Annotated in this window: 16 protein-coding genes; 7 read left to right on the plus strand and 9 right to left on the minus strand. The window is 40.3% G+C overall.

Going from position 1 to position 20,335, the window contains the following annotated elements; translation table 11 throughout:
* Positions 1 to 64: 64 nt before the first annotated feature.
* From I588_RS02350 to I588_RS02370, 5 genes are all read right to left on the minus strand, one after another.
* Entirely contained in the window at positions 65 to 838 is a 774-nt protein-coding gene (locus I588_RS02350; RefSeq protein WP_010757335.1) for a glycyl-radical enzyme activating protein, read from the minus strand.
* Positions 820 to 3,219 (minus strand): glycyl radical protein, encoded by a 2,400-nt coding sequence (locus I588_RS02355; protein WP_010757336.1) that lies wholly within the window; start codon positions 3,217 to 3,219, stop codon positions 820 to 822. The genes I588_RS02350 and I588_RS02355 overlap by 19 nt, the downstream gene beginning before the upstream one ends.
* A 385-nt stretch (positions 3,220 to 3,604) precedes the next feature.
* Positions 3,605 to 5,629, minus strand: a complete 2,025-nt coding sequence (locus I588_RS02360) for a CocE/NonD family hydrolase (RefSeq protein WP_010757337.1) — start codon at positions 5,627 to 5,629, stop codon at positions 3,605 to 3,607.
* 10 nt (positions 5,630 to 5,639) lie between these two features.
* Positions 5,640 to 6,932: an MFS transporter gene (locus I588_RS02365; protein ID WP_010757338.1), complete on the minus strand. Its 1,293-nt coding sequence runs from the start codon at positions 6,930 to 6,932 to the stop codon at positions 5,640 to 5,642.
* Between the two features lie 210 nt (positions 6,933 to 7,142).
* A complete protein-coding gene (locus tag I588_RS02370; RefSeq protein ID WP_034693283.1) occupies positions 7,143 to 8,048 on the minus strand; it encodes an AraC family transcriptional regulator in 906 nt (301 codons plus the stop codon).
* A 167-nt stretch (positions 8,049 to 8,215) separates the two neighbouring features.
* Between I588_RS02370 and I588_RS02375 the strand changes: the two genes are divergently transcribed.
* From I588_RS02375 to rarD, 4 genes are all read left to right on the plus strand, one after another.
* Positions 8,216 to 9,259, plus strand: coding sequence for an aldose epimerase family protein (locus tag I588_RS02375; protein WP_010757340.1), 1,044 nt, complete (start codon positions 8,216 to 8,218; stop codon positions 9,257 to 9,259).
* 2 nt (positions 9,260 to 9,261) lie between these two features.
* Positions 9,262 to 10,431, plus strand: coding sequence for a galactokinase (locus I588_RS02380; RefSeq protein WP_010757341.1), 1,170 nt, complete (start codon positions 9,262 to 9,264; stop codon positions 10,429 to 10,431).
* 197 nt (positions 10,432 to 10,628) lie between these two features.
* A complete protein-coding gene (locus I588_RS02385; RefSeq protein ID WP_010757342.1) occupies positions 10,629 to 12,077 on the plus strand; it encodes an alanine/glycine:cation symporter family protein in 1,449 nt (482 codons plus the stop codon).
* 153 nt (positions 12,078 to 12,230) lie between these two features.
* Positions 12,231 to 13,133, plus strand: coding sequence for an EamA family transporter RarD (rarD, locus tag I588_RS02390; RefSeq protein ID WP_010757343.1), 903 nt, complete (start codon positions 12,231 to 12,233; stop codon positions 13,131 to 13,133).
* 81 nt (positions 13,134 to 13,214) lie between these two features.
* Here rarD and I588_RS02395 read toward each other — a convergent pair whose 3' ends face one another.
* From I588_RS02395 to I588_RS02405, 3 genes are all read right to left on the minus strand, one after another.
* Complete coding sequence (locus I588_RS02395) at positions 13,215 to 14,435, minus strand: MFS transporter (RefSeq protein WP_010757344.1); 1,221 nt, start codon at positions 14,433 to 14,435, stop codon at positions 13,215 to 13,217.
* A 163-nt stretch (positions 14,436 to 14,598) separates the two neighbouring features.
* Complete coding sequence (locus I588_RS02400) at positions 14,599 to 15,336, minus strand: hypothetical protein (RefSeq protein WP_010757345.1); 738 nt, start codon at positions 15,334 to 15,336, stop codon at positions 14,599 to 14,601.
* Positions 15,337 to 15,453: 117 nt separating this feature from the next.
* The gene (locus I588_RS02405) at positions 15,454 to 17,226 is read right to left on the minus strand and encodes an oleate hydratase (protein WP_010757346.1); all 1,773 of its coding nucleotides are present in this window, start codon (positions 17,224 to 17,226) and stop codon (positions 15,454 to 15,456) included.
* Between the two features lie 312 nt (positions 17,227 to 17,538).
* On the opposite strand from I588_RS02405, the gene I588_RS02410 reads away from it, so the two are divergent.
* Positions 17,539 to 18,384: a MurR/RpiR family transcriptional regulator gene (locus I588_RS02410; RefSeq protein WP_010757347.1), complete on the plus strand. Its 846-nt coding sequence runs from the start codon at positions 17,539 to 17,541 to the stop codon at positions 18,382 to 18,384.
* 37 nt (positions 18,385 to 18,421) lie between these two features.
* Here the strand turns inward: I588_RS02410 and I588_RS02415 are convergent, their stop codons facing one another.
* Positions 18,422 to 19,090 carry a Crp/Fnr family transcriptional regulator gene (locus I588_RS02415; protein ID WP_010757348.1) on the minus strand — a complete coding sequence of 223 codons (669 nt, stop codon included), beginning with the start codon at positions 19,088 to 19,090 and terminating at the stop codon, positions 18,422 to 18,424.
* A gap of 88 nt (positions 19,091 to 19,178) precedes the next feature.
* On the opposite strand from I588_RS02415, the gene I588_RS02420 reads away from it, so the two are divergent.
* Together I588_RS02420 and proC are read left to right on the plus strand one after the other, a co-directional pair.
* On the plus strand, positions 19,179 to 19,406 hold the full coding sequence (locus tag I588_RS02420) for a hypothetical protein (RefSeq protein WP_010757349.1): 228 nt from the start codon (positions 19,179 to 19,181) through the stop codon (positions 19,404 to 19,406).
* Between the two features lie 79 nt (positions 19,407 to 19,485).
* A complete protein-coding gene (gene proC, locus I588_RS02425; RefSeq protein ID WP_010757350.1) occupies positions 19,486 to 20,265 on the plus strand; it encodes a pyrroline-5-carboxylate reductase in 780 nt (259 codons plus the stop codon).
* The last annotated feature ends 70 nt before the right edge of the window (positions 20,266 to 20,335 follow it).

Raw genomic sequence — 20,335 nt, forward strand, 5'->3', positions numbered from 1 at the left:
GATTTTTCCTCATCAAATCTATAAAATCAGCAATCACAGCGGATTCCTGAATGGATGCTTAAAATCAATAAATAAATGTTTTAGCTAATGTTGTAACTGGCAAATGAGGAACGGTTCGAGCCAACTGATCGGCTAATGCATACATTTCCTCATGGGAAGGTGCTGGCGTATCTGTTAATGGATACTCCAACCCTAAAGCTTTGTAGCTGTGCATCCCATAGCGATGATAGGGCAGCAATTCTAACGGCACAAAACGATCAAGGTCTGCTACAAAACACGCAATTGTTAACAGTTCGGTAATATTCATATTAATCCCTGGAATCACAGGGACCCGAATGCGTACTTCACAGTTAGGATACCCTATCAAAAAGCGGCGAATATTCGTCAAAATCTGTTGATTGTCTAGGCCTGTCCATTTTTTATGCAGCGTATTAGTAAAAATTTTTACATCCACAAACAACGTATCCACATAAGGAGCTACTTTTTGAATTTCATTGTAAGGAACACAAAAACTAGTTTCCAGTACTGTATTAATCCCAACGTATTTTGATTTCTGCAAAATTTCCTTAGTAAAATCCGCCTGAATTAATGCTTCGCCGCCACTAATGGTCACTCCGCCATCTGAGTGAAAGTAAAAGACATCATCCTTTTCAATCTCCTCCATTACTTCATCGGCAGTCATTCGCTGACCAAATCCTTTTTCAATCAGCTTGCTTTGTGATTCAGGAGTCGAACACCAGGCACAACGTAACGGACAGCCTTTTAAATAAACGACTGTCCGTAAACCAGCACCATCATGCAGCGAGCCCTGTTCAATTCTTAATACTGTTCCTTCCATGCTTCACCTGCTACCAGACCTCTTTGCGGGGTTCGGTTTATTATTTCATTTTGAACTTCCTCGCTTAAATCTACAAAATAGGTTGTGTAGCCTGCTACACGAATTAATAATCCTCGATGCTCTTCCGGTGCCTCCTGCGCATGCAGCAGAACTTCACGATCAACTACATTAAAGTGCGCATGGAAAATACCTAGTGAGCAAATGGATTTCAGCATCGCCATCATTTGAGTAATTCCTTTTTCCGTCCGAATCAAGTCCGGTGTAATTTTCATATTTAGTAAGGTTCCCTGAACAAAGCGGTCATGAGGAATATTGGATACTGAGCGCAAAATTGCATTCGGGCCCAAGCGGTCTGTTCCACCGCTAGGACTCACTCCATCAGCCAAAGGAGAAGCAGCCTTACGTCCTGAAGGCAGTGCACCTACCGACAAACCAAATAAAGTATTAACTGTCACCGGCAGAATGCCCGGCGTCATTTTACCAAATTTACTTTCATATGATTCAATTTCATCAGCGATAAAGGTGAACATTTCACTGGCAATTTCATCTACTACCGGATCAGCATTGCCATATTTAGCGACTCCCTCGCACAATTGACGGATCGACTCATAGCCTTCAAAATCATTTTCGACTGCAGTTAACAATTCATCCATCGTCACAGCTTGGCGATCATATACCAATTCCTTAACTGCTGCCAAGGTGTTAATTAGGTCAGCTACTCCAACAGAAGTAATTCCATTTCCGCACGTATACTTAGCTCCGCCTCGCGAATAATCCAATCCTTTTTCAATACATTCCCGGTGAGTCAAAGACAAAACAGGGACAGGGCGATCCATTGACAGCTCGTCAATCACATGACTACCCTTTACACAGGCTTCAATTACATAGGTCATTTGTGCCTTGATGGCTTCCTTGAACTCATAATAACTGCCAAAGCTGCGGGGATCTCCCGTTTCAATTGAGATTATTTCGTCAGTTTTCGGATTTCTTCCATTAGTTAAGGCTAGTTCACAAACACTGCCTAGATTAATATCTGCCAACGAAGTGTATTGCTTCATCCGTCCCTCTAGACTAGTCTCCACACAGCCACAGGGATTCCAGTCAAAGGCTTCCTTCAGCGGTACCCCTTTATTCATCAGCATCCGCACGCCAACATCATCATTATGAAAAGCCGGAAAACCTGTGCCTAATTTAATCAGTTCAACTACCCGACGTAGGAAGCGATTGGAGTTTTTGGCTAAGCTATACCGAACAGACAAGGACGGCTGAGACAAACGAACCTCTTCCGTTGCTTGTAAAATCAAATAAGAAAGCTCATTTACCGCATCACGGCCTAAACTGTCCACCCCACCTACACAAACATTTTGCAAGGTTGGGTAGCCAGCTACAAAAGTGGCAGTTGCTTTATCCTGGAACAAGCAAACCTCATTTAATTTCACCCACAAGCAATCCAAAAGCTCTTGCGCTTCTTCCTCAGTAATACGATCTGAATGAATATCTTCTTTATAGTAAGGATACAAGTATTGATCCATTCGTCCCGGGTTGTATCCTTCTGCATTTTGCTCCATAAATAAAGACATATGATAGAAATAAAGAGATTGCAAAGCTTCATGGAAGGTTCTGGCAGGATATTTCGGTACCCGCTGACAAATTTGGGCAATCGTGATCAGTTCCTCTTGACGGGTACAATCCGTTTCGATTTCAGCTAAACGCAATGCTTCTTTCCCGTAACGGGCAGCCAAAATTTCTAACCCTTCTAAAGTAATCAATAAGGCTGACAAGTAGCAATCCTTCTCATAGGCACCTGGTTCAGTTAAATTTAATGATTGTTTCCGGCGCAACACCCGCTTTTTAATACCTACTAAACCTTCATCAATGATTTGTTTATAGCTGGCGGTCACCTCACCTGATCCCCGCATCAAACGTTTATCAATAAAGACTACACCATTGTCCCGTAAAATTTTGGTATCCTCTGGTATTTGTTTTACCCACGCATCATAGATAGAACGTCCTTGCCAGTAAGGCTGAATTTCTTCTAAAAATAGTTTTTTATCCTCCGGGCTTAAATAAAATGGATCATGAGCCCGGGTACTAATGGTTTCTAGTTCATCTGCCAACACGGACCAGCAGGTATCTACACTTACTATCCCACCACGTAATTTACTGCCTGGACTGCCAACAATTAATTCCCCACTAAAAATTTCAATCGTTTTTTCTTCACATTGAGCCTTAAAGGCCTTGGCTTTTCGGACTGCTATAGGCTCGCCAGCGGTTTCCTTAAACACTCTAGTTAATATTCGGGCGTTTTCCAAATCGACTTCTGGTTTGGTCGTTCTAAGTCTTTGCTTCATCTGTTCAATTCTTCGCAAATACTCCTTCATTGAGACAGTCCTCCGTTCCTCTGGTCTTTCTATGCTTCTATTTTACGCCCTTCCATTAAAAAAAACAAAGCTTATCATTAAAAAAACACTCCATTTTAACAACCTCTTATGAAAAACATGGAATAAAAACCATCCAACAAGTTGTAAATCCTATTTTTAAATAATATTCAGCATAATAAAATTTCGATTGTAAAAAAATACCTTCGTTTATATTTCTTTTTTAGCTAACATAAATCCAAATAAGTAATCGCAGTCTACTCTAAACTAATACGAAACTTCGCAGTTTTAGTCTTTATTAATACCTTCAGCTTACATCTGCTAGCTTACAAAAAAAATCTTCTATTCGATGCATAAATAATGCACCAAATAGAAGATTCGTTAAAGATTACATTCCGTTACGTTTAATTTTTTGATCCCATTTTTTCGTATAAACATGTTGCTCATTTTCCGAAACATCCATCTGACCAGTAATATAGAAATATTCTTTGTCAGAGGTTTGTGTTGTTGTAATATCCGCGTTAGTCCACCAGCCTTCACGACCAATCCGCATATTTTGAGTAATTGTGTAATGAGCGGATAGCGGATCGCGATTCGATAAGGTCAGCTCGCGCTTCAGATTGTGCTCAACCGTGACATCCACCTCATCAAAACGATAGATTCCTTCACCAAATACTCCGCCGATTCCGTTGGTCATGCAGGTCCATGTATCACTCACTAGGTCATAATTGATTTCCCGTTCTACTTTACCTTCTGATAAAACGGTGGTTGGTGTCAATGGAGCAGATTGTGCTTCCGGATCTGGACCAGCAATGTCTTCGCCATGGAAAATCGGCAAGGTAAAACGAGCATCCTTCAAGTTTAAGGTCAAACTATACTCTTCCGGCATCGTCCAAAACATTGGCCAAGCAGTATTCGCTAACGACAAACGAATTCGATGGCCCGCCTTGAACCGATGACCACAGCAGTCTAAATCGACAAATGCTTGAACCTCTTTACCAGGAGTTAGATGAACTACCTTGTCATGGCCTTCCAAATGAGTCAAGTTCATTACACCATATGAAACACGAGTAGATGCGCCATCAGGGGCCACATCACATAAGGAAGCGTAAATCATAGCATTCGGCTTGTCGCTAGACAATTTCACCTCAACCTTTGGATAACCAAAGATTTCCAACTCTTCTTCTAAAATCTCAGAGTCAAAGGTCATGGATAAGCCATTATCGATACGTTGATCCCCAGGAGATTCACCTGGTACCCCTGCGCCCATCCATTCATTAGCCAGTAAAGTATGGTTCAATGGTGTATGCAGGACAGCCTGCTCTTCTTGTTCCCCACGCTCATGCACTAAGCGCCCATAAGTTAATCCATAAGATTTCGGCGTTACATCTTTTGACGGCCAATCCTCTAAACCAACCCAACGGCCTTTGCTCACAGGCATATGTGTAGACGGCGGCATGCTATCCTCAATCCAGGCTTGAATCATCGGACCATCCATTGCTCCGTTATCCTTGCCCTTCAGCCAATGATCCCACCATTTCACGCCTTCGCCTAAGAAGTTAATTGCTGGTTCCGGCACGCCGTCATGTGCATATACATGTGCCCACGGTCCGATAATTCCTTTTTTCGGAACGCTTAATCCCTTTAGTAAACTTAAAACAGTATTGGTATAAGAATCAGCATAACCATCCATGCAGAACACAGGTACTTGAATATCATCATAATTCTCGCAAACTGAACCATGCTTCCAATAATCATCTCGTGTCTGATGTTCTAACCAGTTAGCCATCCATAATGGCATATTTTTCAGGCGTTCCAGCCACATTTCTCGCCACCGATCACCAACTACGTGCGGATCGATCGCCCGCGACTGATAGCCCAGCATAATCGCTCCCCACCAGAAGCTGTCATTTAAAATCAAACCGCCCTTATAGTGGATGTCATTGTTGTAGCGGTCATCTGTATAGCCAACCACCATGACAGCCTTTAACGCTGGCGGTCTTCTTGCAGCAATTTGTAAAGAGTTAAAGCCGCCCCATGATTTCCCCATCATAGCCACTTGACCATCACACCACGGCTGCTTGCTGATCCAATCAATAATTTCCAGGGCATCATCTTGTTCCTGCTTCAAATATTCATCTTCCAACAGTCCATCTGACTCACCGGTCCCGCGCATATCTACTCGGACAACATTGTAGCCATGACCGGAAAAGAAGCCATGCATTGGATTGTCTCTTCCGCGAGTCCCATCGGTTTTTCGATAAGGTAGATACTCAAGAATCGTTGGCAGTGGTTCTTCTGATTCTGGCTGCCATCTCCGACAAGATAAGCGTGTGCCATCTGATAAAGTAAACCATTCGTTTTCGATAACTGTTACCTGATAAGGAAATTCTGTTACGATTTTTTTCACCATTGGTTCCTCCTTATTGTTGTGCTGCTTTTAGCTTTTGTTCTTCTTTATACTTTTTGCCATAGGTTCTGCCCCAAATAAAGCACAGGACAGCTCCAATTACTGCCATTGCAATCATTAAACTAAAGTAGATAAAGTACCCCGTATTACCTTCAAAACGGTCCAAAATATTACCAGCTACCAACGGCGCGATAACTTCTGGCAAATAGCCTAAAGTACTGGCTAAGCCAATAGCTACACCCGAAAGCCGCAACGGAATTCCTCCCTCTGACATGAAAGAGAAGAAAATTCCATAATTTGAATACATCGCTAAGTAAACCATACTAGCTGCAACAATCAGCAGAACTACTTGAATTTGACCGCTCATTCCTGCAATCGAAAGCATCAGCAAAGTACCCAGTCCCATAATCACAAAACCGGCCATCATAACCGTTGATTTACTGATTTTATCAGCCAAAAAACCGCCAATTGGTGCTGCTACTAGTCGGCAATATTGCGCTAAAACTGTGACAATCGCCGCAAAAACCGCTGAGGTGCCGATAATGTTGGAGGCATACGGAGTAAAATAATAAATCGACATATTGAAAATATAGCTAGTAAACATCATTCCAACAATCAGCCAAATTGCCGGCATTTTGATGACATCCAAAACATCCTTGAATTTGAACTTTTCAGTAGAAGTGTCCTCTTCTGAACGGGTCGGTTCTTTTACTAAAAATAAAAAGGCCAAGCCGCACAAAATCGGGATCACCGAATAGAAGATGATAATCCAGCGCAAACCTGCTGCCTCGGTCAAGCCTTTTTGGAAAAAGCCAAAAATGGCTGTGGCAATCGCCATATGAATCACGTTGGTAATTCCTCGAGTTCCTTCAAAAATTCCATACGCACGACTTTGCTCATCGTCCGTTGCCTGCATCCGCACAATCTTTAATAGAGCTGGCCAAAAGGTTAATAGTGAAGTAACTCCCCATAGAGCATAAATTAGAAATAGTGCGATAAAGCTAGTAAAAAATAAATGTAAAAAGCCCCCTAATCCAGTTGCGATCAGCGAGAATACCAATAATTTTTTTGCCGCAAAGCGATCCGCTAAAATACCTCCTATTAAATAGGAAACAAGTCCCATAAACCCATACGCACTTCCTAAGGATCCCATTTGAGTATTGGTTAATCCATAGGTAGCAACATACGCATCATAATAATACAATCGAAAATAAGCTAAACCATAAATAATTGATCCTGCGATTGCCAACAAAATGACTGTAAAAAAATTCTTTCGCAATCCTTGCTTTACATCTGCTGCTTGCATGATAACTCCCCCTCTTTTTTTCAAAAACGCTTCGCTTATCATCTCCTACTATTGATTGAAGCTTCACATGATTAATTAAAATATATGATGGCTTTTCAACTTCAATATATCAGGATTCTGATATTCTAATAAAATTTTACCATGTAAATTTTAAGATAACAATGAGAGAATGGAAGGTTTCAAAATATAAAGCTAAATAATTCCAATCATTTAAGTCGCTCTTGGTACGATAGCCTGCTGCTTTAACTGCTCCTCCATGTCCGAAAAGGTGCGTTTTGCCATTGACGTATTCATCATACGTTTTCGATATTCGGTAGGAGTTTCACCGGTACTTTTTTTAAATGTCCGGCTAAAAACGATGAGACTGTTAAAGCCCACCTCGATAGCAATCTCCTCCACCGTTTCTTGTGTATAAGCCAACATAAAAGCTGCCTTGTTGGTCCGAACACCGTTCAAATACTCTTTAATCCCCATATCCATCTGTTTACTAAAGACTCGAGACAAATGGCTGCGATTCACCGCCAAATGCTTGGCGATAGCTTCTACCGTAATTTTTTCTGCGTAGTGTTGTTGTATATATTCAACCGTTGCCAATGCTAATGGTGAAGAAAGCTCTTCTGCCGAGGCGTTCACCTTTCCCCCATCTTTGAGCAAATTAGCTAAGAAATGATAAGCAAGTTCATTTAAATGCAATTCATTTAGTAAATTATCCTGACTATACTCCATGCACTGCTTAATCGTTTCCACATATTGTTGCGTATCCGAAGTTATCATAGTAAAACCCTCTTCGCCAAATGCTGAATGTCGAATAATCTCTTCTGCCGTTTCTCCGCTAAAAGCCAACCAAGCATACAGCCAAGGCTCCTCGGCATCCGCACGATAAAAAGTGGTCAACTCCGGACGAATCAAGAAAAGATCCCCTTTTTTCAACTGAAATTTTTGATCTTTCACATGATAGGTCCCTTTTCCTTCCAATACCACATGCAAAACGAAGCATTCTCGAATAGCCGGACCAAATGAATGATACGGTAAAGTCTGGGAAACCCCGCAAAACTGAAACTGCAAATCGCCAGAAAGATAATGCTGTCCTTTTTTTAAAAACATTGCCTGCTCCATATTTGCTCACACTCCTTACTACCAGTATAATAAGATGCAACAAAAAGTTAAATAGTAATCACAGAAGGAAGTAAAAAAGGAAGCGTTTTTTTGCTACTATTTGGTATATAGAAGCCAATCATATGCATCAAAATGCTCATTCATGGATAATGGAAAGGATGTTTCGATTGAAAATTAGTAAAAAAGACTTCGGTAAAGGATTCCACTTAATCACTTTAGAAAACCAACAAGGCATGCGTTTAGCTGTTTCTGATTTAGGAGCAAGAATTGTTAGCTTGAGTGTACCCGTGGCAGATTCCCGCCGAGAATTGGTCTTAGGTTTTGATTCTGCTGAGGAGTATTTAGCGAAGGATCCCTTTATTGGAGCTAGTATTGGAAGAACTGCTGGTCGAATTGAAAATGGGATCTTTGAACTAAATGGGCAAACTATTCAGGTGGATGTTGATGAAGCGACCCATCATTCCTTACACGGTGGACAGCCTGGATTTGAAAGTAAAAAATGGACCTATACCATTATCGAGGGCCATAACGAAGCCTCGGTTTTGTTTAACTTGATCAGTCCAACAGGTGAGCACGGTTTTCCTGGAACGTTAGACATGGAGGTTCGTTACACTCTGACCGCTGATAATATTTGGCGCATTACAACTCGTGGAATTAGTGATCAAGATACCTTATTTAACCCTACGAATCATGTTTATTTCAATTTAACCGGTGAGTGTACTCAAGCAATTGACCAGCACCAACTCTGGTTGAATAGTTCTCAATTTGCGGAACTAAGAAATGACACCATTCCAACTGGACAAAAACTGCCGGTTGCTGGAACCGCCTTTGATTTCACTAAGAAAAAGGCTTTAGCTGAATTGTTTGCCAGTGACTTTGATCAAAAACAGTTGGCAGATGGCATGGATCATCCTTTCTTTTTAAATCAATCAGACTTAGCTATTCCAGCTGCAACCTTGACCAGTCCAGATGAAAAGGTTCAACTGACCGTAAAAACAGATGCCAGCAGTGTTGTTTTGTTCACTGCGAATTTTGGCGACAACACCCCTGAAATGCACGGACAAAAAATGGCTAATCATGGCGGGATTACCTTTGAGACTCAAACCGCCCCAGGAGCGGAACAGTTTCCAAGCTTTGGTTCGATCAAATTGACTGCCTATCAGCCATTTACAACGATTACTGAATTTATAATAGAAGGAAATGAGGAATAGTTATGGAAATAAAAAGAGAATTAGTTACTAAATTTGCCGAGGTATTTGGTCCTAGAGAGACCAGTCATTACTTCTCGCCAGGTCGAATAAATTTAATTGGCGAGCATACTGATTACAATGGCGGTCATGTCTTCCCTGCTTCCATCACTTACGGTACTTACGGTGTGGCTAGTCCCCGTGAAGATCAAAAGGTCTTGGTGTATTCAACAAACTTTGACGAATTAGGTGTCATCAGCTTTTCTTTAGATGATTTGTCCTTTGACAAAAATGCCGACTGGGCTAATTATGTAAAAGGTATGATTCTTAAAATGAAAGAAGCTGGCTTCACTATTGATCATGGCTTTGAGCTGCTGGTTGATGGAACGATTCCTAACGGTGCCGGCCTTTCTAGTAGTGCCTCTTTGGAATTATTAGTAGGGGTAGTTTTGGAAGATCTCTTCCAGCTGAAGCTGGATCGCCTAACATTAGTAAAACTAGGTCAGAAAGTTGAAAATGAATTTATCGGCGTTAATTCTGGAATTATGGATCAATTTGCGATTGGCTTTGGTGAAAAAGACAAAGCCATCCTGTTGGATACCAATACCTTAGAATACGAAATGGTTCCGGTGAAATTAGACGGCTATGCGATTGTCATCATGAACACCAATAAGCGTCGTGAGTTGGCGGATTCTAAATACAATGAACGCCGAGGTGAATGTGAAGAAGCTTTATCTCGCCTGCAAAAAGAGTTGGATATTCACTCTTTAGGTGATTTAGATGAAGAAACCTTTGAAGCCAACATTCATTTAATTGGTGATGACGTCTTAGTTAAGCGTGCCCGCCATGCCGTAACAGAGAACCAACGAACCCTACTTGCTAAACAAGAATTGGTTAAAGGAAACTTGACTGCCTTTGGTCAGCTGTTAAATGATTCCCATACCTCTTTACGGGATGATTATGAAGTTACCGGACTAGAGTTAGATACCCTAGTTTCAGCAGCACAAAAACAACTAGGTGTATTAGGTGCCCGCATGACCGGTGCTGGCTTTGGCGGCTGTGCGATTGCTGTAGTTGAAGAAGCAGCTATCCCGGCCTTTAAAAACAATGTTTATGATGAATACTTAAACACCGTTGGATATGCTCCAGAATTTTATGTTGCTCACATTGGCAGCGGAACAACTAAAATAGATTAGCTCTTTTAACGCCGGGTTATGCCGGCGTTTTTCCTTGTCGTTAATAAAGCTTGCTAAATCTTCTTCGAAATCCTCTATCAAATCGTAATCTATTTCAAAAAAAACGAACATTCCCATGTAATAACAAATCTTTTTTTACTTTTTTATCACTCCTATGGCTATTTTATGATAAAATGGCAAGAAATAGGAGGGGTTGGATGGACGCATTTTTAACAAATTTTAATTCTATAATTTGGGGAGCACCAATGATTTTCTTGATTCTGGGAATTGGCGTGGTGCTGACTGTTGGTTGTCGAGGCATCCAAATTCGCCGTTTGCCATTGGCTTTGAAGTATATGGTAAAAAATGAGGAAGGTGGTCAGGGTGATGTAACAAGCTTCCAAGCCTTATGTACTGCCCTCTCTGCAACAATCGGTACTGGTAATATTGTTGGGGTAGCTACCGCAATTGTAGCTGGGGGCCCTGGAGCTTTATTCTGGTTAGAATTAGCTGGACTATTAGGGATGGCTACCAAATATGCTGAGGGCTTGTTGGCGGTAAAATATCGTACCTTTGACGATAACGGTAATGCGCTAGGAGGACCATTTTACTACATCGAAAATGGCTTAGGAAAAAACTGGCGCTGGCTGGCTAAGATGTTCGCCTTCTTTGGTGCCATTGCAGGCTTGATTGGTATCGGAACGATTACACAAATCAACGGCATCACTTCAGCTGCGGAAACATTCTTTGATCCCAATCGACTAAATACAATTAGTTTGTTTGGCAATGACTACACGTGGGCAACTATTATCTCAGGGTTCGTGGTAACTATTCTAGTCGCAATCGTGTTAATTGGTGGGGTGCAGCGGATCGCCCGTGTATCTGAAATTATTGTTCCATTAATGATTGTTATCTACGTTGGCCTTTGCTTATTTATGATTATTTTGAATATCGGCAAGCTACCAGCTGTGATTGTCGAAATTGTTCAAAGCGCCTTTGGTTTGCGGGCTGTTTCTGGTGGTGCCCTAGGAGCCATGATGATTGCCATGCAAAAAGGAATTGCCCGAGGAATTTTCTCTAACGAATCTGGTTTAGGTAGTGCACCAATTGCTGCGGCAGCTGCTCAATCAAAAGAACCTGTCCGTCAAGGTTTAGTATCAATGACGGGAACTTTCATTGACACAATTATCGTTTGTAATATGACTGGAATGGCAATTATTCTTACTGGTGCTTGGCAAACCGGCTTGGAAGGTTCGGCAGTAACTATTTATGCCTTTACTGAGGCTTTGCCAATTTCACAAACGATCGCTTCATTATTATTAATGATTTGTTTAGCCTTCTTTGCTTTTACTACGATTCTAGGCTGGAACTATTATTCAGAGCGCTGCTTAAGTTATCTGACCAACGGAAACACGAAGTTTTCTTCTGCTTTCCGAATCGTTTACATTGCAGCCGTATTTATCGGTCCTTACTTAACAGTCACTGCTGTTTGGACGATTGCCGATATTTTTAACGGATTAATGGCCTTTCCAAATATCATCGCCTTGATTCTTTTGAGTCCTGTGGTGTTTAAGGAAACCAAATCTTACTTCCTGCGCTTAGGACAATCCGCGGACGGCGAACTTCCATCCATGCCGTTATCTGGTGCTTCCATAGACGAGGAATAATCAACGTTAAAATCTGGAGGGGATCAATCATCCGATTGGTGCCCTCCCTATCTTTTTTACTACTCATTTTCAGTTTAATACCTAGCTTTAGAACTACATCTTACAGCCTAAAGTAAAGTTTCATTTCACTCAAGATAATAAAGGAGGGCCGTAGTGAAAAAAAATTCAGGATTGATTTATGGCCTTAGCGCCTATATTTTATGGGGATTTATCCCTCTTTATTGGAAGCTGATGCCCAGCGTTGGTGCAGTGGATGTATTGTTTTATCGAATTATTTGGTCCTTGGTCTTTATGCTTATTTATATGGCTATCACCCGAAAAATTCCGGTCTTCCTCAATGAAACAAAATCATTATTGAAAAATCGCAAAGACATCCTGGCAATTACGTCAGCTGCTATTTTTATTTCTATTAATTGGGGCGTGTTCATTTATACTGTAAATTCCGGGCATGTTCAGCAAGGCAGTTTGGGCTATTACATTAATCCGCTATTCAATGTTTTGGTAGCAGCCATTTATCTCAAGGAGCCTTTAACACGTTCAGCAAAAATTGCAACTTTTTTTGCCTTGATTGGTGTCATTCTTTTGACCCTTCAAACGGGGGAATTTCCTTGGGCTTCAATTATTTTGGCAGGTTCCTTTTGCCTGTATGGTTTAACTAAAAAGCAGCTTGATTTAAGTGCCGTAACTAGTATTACTTTGGAAACAATGATTATTACTCCGATTGGTTTGATTTATCTATTCTTCTTCTCGGAGGCTGGCTTCTTAGGATACGATACAACTACTAACCTTTTGGCTATGGGAGCAGGAATCGTCACAGCAATTCCTCTGTTGTTATTTGCCAATGCGGCCAAGCGTTTGTCTTATGTCACATTGGGCTTTTTACAGTATGTCAATCCCACAATTATGTTGGCCTTAGCTATTTTCTTATTCCATGAACCTTATGGATTGTCCCAATTTATTGCCTTCTCCTTTATATGGTTAGGCATCCTGATTTATATTATTGGAAATATTTTACAAACGAAACGGATAATGAAGCAACCAGCAAATGATCTTTAAAGAAAATAAACCGAGCAGCTTCCTTTTCTAGCGAAGTCTGCTCGGTTTTTGTTTCAGACGCTAAGAAGTTTTGTAGCAACCTTATGAACGGAAGCTTTTGCCAAATAATAGCCATACCGCAAGTGGTATCATTGAAATTCCCGAAGCTATCATAATATAATCAATCGAAATGACATCTGCCAATGGACCTAGCAGCAGCATTGTAGCTGGCGAAGCAATGCTGATAGCCATGGTTACTATGCTCATAACACGGCCCATATGTTCATCATCGGTTTCTGATTGAAAAAATGACACCATCGCAGTCCGTGATATTGGAACAACAAATCCGATTGCTGCCATCATTGCCAAATATAACCAAAAAACAGAGGTAATACCTAGTAGGATAAATGGTATAACCAACAATGAATAGCCTAAAGCTACAGTTTCGATTTTATTTTTAAGTCCTCCCCAGGTGCTCATAACGGATCCCCCCAGCAGCATTCCCAAGGCAAATCCAATTTCAATGGTCGATAACTGCCACAAGCCATCATGAAACTTACGAGTAATTTGCAAAGGTCCTAAATTCGATGCTGGCGTAGAAAATACGCTTCCCGCAAACCCTGCAACAATAAGTGCAATTAGAATTTTATGGGTACGCAAGTAATTTATACCTGTTTTTATTTCCTCGAAAACATTAATTTTCTTGACTTCTGCCGATTGCAGTAATGGAACTTTCACTTTGAAAAACATTGTAGTAATGCCAATTGCAGCTGTTACGAAATCAATCATAAGTATACCAGCCAAGGGTAAAACAGCAAGCAAAGCAGCTGCCAATGCTGGGCTTGCCAGCAGCATCACTGCCTGAATGGTTTGGTCAACTCCATTAACACGTACCAGGTGTTTTTTAGGGGTAAGCTGTGGAATAATTGATGAAATTGCTGGCGTTTGAAATCCTTGTCCAACAGAACGAATGAACGTGACTGCCAGCAGCAGGAGAATATTGTTCTCCATACGAATATTCACAAGCAGAATGATTGCCATCATCAAAGATACGACAGCTACACAGCTGTCTGATACGATGGCAAGCTTCTTTCGATTATAGTGATCAGCAAGTGCTCCCGCAAAAGGCATGACTAAAACCATCGGTAAAAGCCCGATACAGCTCATTAATCCAATCATGGTTCCTGATTTTGTTGACAATGTTACATGCCAAATAATAGCATACTGTACCAACATCGTTCCGATCATTGAGATCGCTTGTGAGGTTAGCAGGTATGCTATGTTTCTTTTCCAATTCTTTTCATCATAAATAGCTTTTGACATTTTTATTCTCTCCCTTTTCATATAAATGTATGTTCCTAACAATTTATATGCCCAAAAGGGTTTTTCGGAGAATTTGTCCTAATTGCTGTTGAAATAATATCACACTATAAATTATCTGACAAGAGTAACAGTTAGACAAGAACAACCAAATGTTGCTATTCCTTTATTTTTCAGTGTATTCATCTGTCTCAAACATTTCCTCTGGTACATCTTGCGAAATATTACTGATGATATAGAGCTGATGATCCTCTTCAGGTGTATTTAGATTACTGACACCCACTCCGTAAAGCTGCGGCGTATCGTCTAAATAAAGCTTAATCACCTTTCCCTCACTGTTTTCATATTGCAGAAAACGAAGCTCACGCTCATTTGCTAAGCGTTCTTTTCCACCATTGGTTCGCTTAAAGCCTCTCAGATCAAGATAATTCATCACTGCGACCCGATGCCAGCAACTACTCGTCAACTGCTCATCAGTAGAAAAAATAATTTCCTTATTGGGAACAGCAATTGCTTGAAAGGTTCCATCTTTGATAACTTCCTTGTGGTCAATTTTATCACTGACTTTTCCGGCAATTGATTCCAATTCATACGTTTGGTGAGCGGCTGCTGGTTGTTGAGGATCATAAACATATTTACCACGAACATTATTCTCAACGGAAACGAACTTGTTGTATTGGTCAACCGTAAATTCTTCGTAATCAAAGCTGAACGCCTCGTTCTGATAAATCCATGCCAATAACGTTTCTGGATAATCAGCAATCAGCTGCTCCTTTTCATTTCGCTCATTGGTTTGACTGCTGGACTCTTTTTCATGCGTCATTTGAGTTGTCTTTTTTATTTGGCTACACCCACTAAGCATTACAACAATTACCACCATCATTGCCCATCTAATTTGCTTCATTTTTTACCCCTTTTACGATCTTTTGTTAATTATACATTGCCTGTTTTAGTTTATATATAGATGACTACAGAAAAAAGCAAAAAAACTGATAGACACAGTTTTCCTGCTTTTCTTTGCCTAAATCAAATGATTATCTTTCAAAATATCACTGATGTATGTTCCTTCTACCTTTTTCACAAAACCTTCTACCAGCTTGCGTTCCACAAATGGCATATCCATTTCAGTCAGTTTCTTTTTATCGGTTAGATAATACACGGAATTTGCCAGGGTGCGCAAATCATAGGCCGAAGCAAATACTTCTGGCACACCTCGTTCTACATCTAAAAGCTGATAAACAGCCTCCATGGCAGTACGTACCGAATATTCTGTCGTAAATACAGTATCTCGTTGCGTTTCAGCGAAGTTTCCAATAAAAGCTAAATTGGTTGAACCATTAGGAATAACCAATGGTCGATCACCAGGTTCTCGCAGCATAAAGTACGAAGTAATAAACGGCATATAAACCGGAATCACTTTGCAAGAGTTCTCAGAGAAGCGTACAATGTCATCTTCAGGTACTCCCAAGTGATACATCAGCTCCTGAACAATTTCTTTACCTGAACATTCTTCAATCGGCTTCTTAATGTAATTCCCTGGGGTATTAGAAAGCAAACCATACACCCAGGTAACGGTCTGTTGATCCTTTTGTTCCTTAAAATGTGGTTGACGATGGGTCGCAAAGCTCATTAACCAGTTGGAATCTTTAATAGTAATAATTCCGCCGGTAACAATATGCCCCGTCCGCAATTTTCTTTGCGTTAATCGACTAATGTATGGTTCAATGTCAAAGTTTTCCCACGTTACAGTTGCTGAAACAAACCAGCTTTCATCTGGCAAATTGTCGCAAAAGACTTCTGGATGACCAAATTCAGGTGATTGTTTAGCTAAATTTTTCCATAGATTCCAGCTGCCGCCTAATTCATGAGTTATAGGCGCTGGTGTATTATGATCTCCTTCGGTGGAGCTTTCAGTAATGGAACCATTCGTAACAAAAACCAAGTCCTTTTGAGTTAATTCAATCGTTTCTGCATTGCCAGCCTTAGTCAAACTAATTTTTTTAGCCGTTTTGCTATCGGATTGAATATCGACCTCAATAGCTTCGATTTTAGTTTCGTATTGGAAATCTACACCTTGGTCCTCTAGGAAACTTAGTAACGGTTTCACCAATGACTCATATTGATTGTAGCGCGTAAATTTTAAAGCTGTAAAATCCGGCAGTCCTTTGATGTGATGAATGAAACGCATCACGTAGCGGCGCATTTCTATTGCTGAATGCCATTTTTCAAAGGCAAACATTGAACACCAGTACAGCCAAAAATTTGATGCAAAAAATTCTTCGCCAAAAACATCCTCTATCCGCTTACCAATTAATTGATCTTCTGAAGTCATAAAGAGTTCAACCAATTCTCGTTGGGCTTTTTTCGACAATGTAAACTCTCCATCATCTTCAACTCGCTCTCCGCGATTATGGATAATCCGACAGTTGGAAGAATTAGGATCATCATGGTCCAACCAATAAAATTCATCCAAAACCGAAGCATCCTCAACCTCTAATGAAGGGACCGAACGAAATAAATCCCATAAACATTCAAAATGATTTTCCATTTCTCGTCCACCACGAGTAACAAACCCATCATGTGGAATGAATTTACCATCTAGCGAACCACCAGAAAGGGATAATTCTTCAAAAATATGGATATGCTCCCCCTTCATATGCCCATCACGAATCAAAAATACAGCCGCCGCCAAACCAGCCAGACCCGCGCCTACAATATAAGCATTTTTATCATCGACACCTTCTGGTTTTCTGCTTTTGGCAAAGGCCTCGTAATTGCCATTTGTATATCTCATTAGTAAAGCCCTCCTTCTTTTTATAACTCTCTTAAAGGGTAGCAGTATCCTTAATTTTAGACAAAAATTTGAACTCCAAATCAGTATGCTTTTTCGCATAATAAAAAACAGCAGAAAAAGCTGCTGCTTGACTACTACCTAGCACACAAAACCATTATCATTGGTAATTTCGAACTTTTAAAAAATAAAAATTTAGTTTTTAAATTCTAAAATTATTTATTCCCTCTTCTTTGTTGTTTATTTTCCTTCTCGTATTGTGTTCGCACTAGCAATCGCCTATACTTTAAGCAAAGAAATAGTAGAGGTGAGCTTATGTTATTAACCCAACGAATGAAAGATTATCCTTTTTCTCCCAACGAAAAAGTGGTGATAGATTTTATTTTAGAAAAAAAATCCTTGATTAAGGATTACTCTGTGAAAGCGATTGCCAACGAAACCTTTACTTCGCCGTCAATTTTGGTACAAATTGCCCAAAAATTGGACTGCGCCGGCTGGGTAGAATTCAAAGAAACCTTCTTAACAGAAATCAATTACCTGCAAAAACATTTCCAATCAATAGATGCTGATCATCCCTTTTATGTTAAAGATCCCTTGATGACGATTATTGACAAAATGGGGCAGCTGCATGTTGAAAGTATTCACGATACTCTTTCGCTGATTTCACACGATGAGCTTCATCAAGCTATTCGGATTATGGAAAGAAGCAAAAAAGTTCGGGTGTTTGCGGTAGACAATTTAAATTATGCAGGAGAAGAGTTTGTGTTTAAGCTTAGAAGGATCAATAAAGAAGCCGAAATTTCTGCAGATCCTTTTCATGATGCGGCTATGACGACTGATGCTGATTGTGCTATCTGTCTTTCCTATTCTGGCGAAACCTCCGCCTTATTAAAATCAGTTAAGCTGCTAAAAGAGAACCATGTACCCATTATTGCCATTACTAGTATTGGTAATAATCGCCTAGCTGAATGGGCTGACGTCGTCTTGAACACGACCACGCGAGAAACATCCTATTCCAAAATTGCCGACTTTTCTTCTCTAGCTTCGATTAATTTTATTTTGGATACCATATATGCCTGCTATTTTTCGTTGAATTACCAGCAGAATTTAGATTATAAAATTCAAATTGCAGAAATTGTCGAGACAAAATGTGATCAATAACGACTTATAAAACACGACTAATGGCATCGAAACTTCATTAGTCGTGTTTTGATGCTGCTTCAGAAGAACGTGCCTGTAATTCTTCTTCTTCTAAAATCAAAAAGCTGTGATTTTCCCGCTCTAGAATTCCTTCTTCACACAAATTTTTCAATAAACGAAACATATGGCGATAGCTCATGCCAATTGTTGCGGCTACATCTGTCAAATTATCCTGAAAATATCCTTTGTATGCTCCCTGTAAAATATAAGAACACAGACGCTGTTCTCCAGTATAAAGAGCAGTTGAGACATAATTTTGTGAGCTTAAAAGTAATTTTTCCGACAAACCTCGGGCTAAATGCTGAACAAAGGTTAAGTTTTCCAGTAAAAAATTACGTTGATGCTGATAAGGAATCACCAAACACTCTACCGGAGATAGTGCTACTACTGAAGCGGTACCCGTATTCGTAGTACTTGCCAATTCCATATCGCCAATTAATCCACCTGACACATAATAACTCAATACCAAATCTTTGCCATTTGAGGCAGTCGTACAAACTTTGGCTTTCCCAGAAACCAACATAATCAGGTGCTGATAAGGCTCCCCTTCATTATGAATAGTTTCTCCTGCTTTGTACCAATGAATAAAACACCTGGTATCCATGTCCGAAAGACCATACTTTTCCAATAATTTTCGATGTACTTCTGTTAATTGATAGTTTTCCATCTTTTTTCTCCACTTTTTCTCAAGTATGACATATGTCCTACTTAGATTGCAAACAATCACTTACAATAGGGTCATGGAGGTGTTCAATATGTTTTATTTACTAGGATTATTGTTGCTAGTCGCCTTGATTATCTGGAGATATCAAACGAGTCAAATGAAGAAACGTGCTTATTTCCAACGAATTGATGCTTACGAACATAAAAGACAAGAAGATATTTTAAACAGAGCCAAGTTAATGGCTGCTGAGCAAAAAGCTCATGCACAACATACAAGCAACAGCTACATTCAATCAGCCGCATTTAAAAAAACTGCCTAATAAAAAGGGCAATAGTAAAGCAAACCCCTTAGCTTTCCTCCTCTTTCTCGTTATAATGAGAAGGAGGAGGTTTTTTGTTATGAAAATTGGCTTTTTTGGTGCCGGTCACATGGGCACTGCGATGATTCAAGGCTTTATTGCTTCAGGAAAAGTTCAACCCGAAAATATTTTAGTTAAAGGTGGCCGAAGTAAAACCGCAGCTAATCGTCAAAAGGAATTGGGTTTTACTTTAATTGATCAATTAGAAGATTTAGCTGAGACTTCTCTGCTTATTGTAGCGGTGAATCCTGCGGCCGTTTTGCCAATCATTCAGTCCTTACCTGCTGCTGTAATTGAAAAGAAAATTCCTTTGGTTTCTGTAGCGGCTGGTGTTGATTTAGCAGAAATGGCGGAAGTCCTAGGAAAGGATTATCCGTTGTCTCACTGCATTCCCAACACACCTGTCTCAGTCAACGAAGGCGTTTTAGGCATCTCTTATAGCGAACAATTAACTACAGATGACAAGGAAACGATTGATCAAAGACTGCAGCTGCTAGGAACATTGGTTGAAATCGATGAGCCTTTGTTAGGTATTGTTGGTTCAGTAGCTGGCTGTGGCCCAGCCTTTGTCGATCTGTTTATTGAAGCATTATCCGATGCCGGCGTTTTTTACGGTTTAAACCGCGACCTTTCTTACCAAATCGCCCAACAAATGATTAAAGGCGCTGCCGAATTGGCGCTGCAATCAAAGAAACATCCCGGCGAATTGAAAGACGGTGTCGCAACACCCGGCGGTACAACTATCAAAGGCGTTGTTGCTTTAGAAAAATACGGCTTTCGCAATGCAGTAATTGAAGGCGTTAAAGGAACTATGGAATAATTGATTGTTCTGGCACTAAGGAAACTTAGTGCCTTTTATTATGGCTACAAAAAAAATCACTAACTTGCTT

Origin of the sequence: Enterococcus pallens ATCC BAA-351, assembly GCF_000407485.1 — a bacterium.
Classification (GTDB): Bacteria; Bacillota; Bacilli; order Lactobacillales; family Enterococcaceae; genus Enterococcus_A; species Enterococcus_A pallens.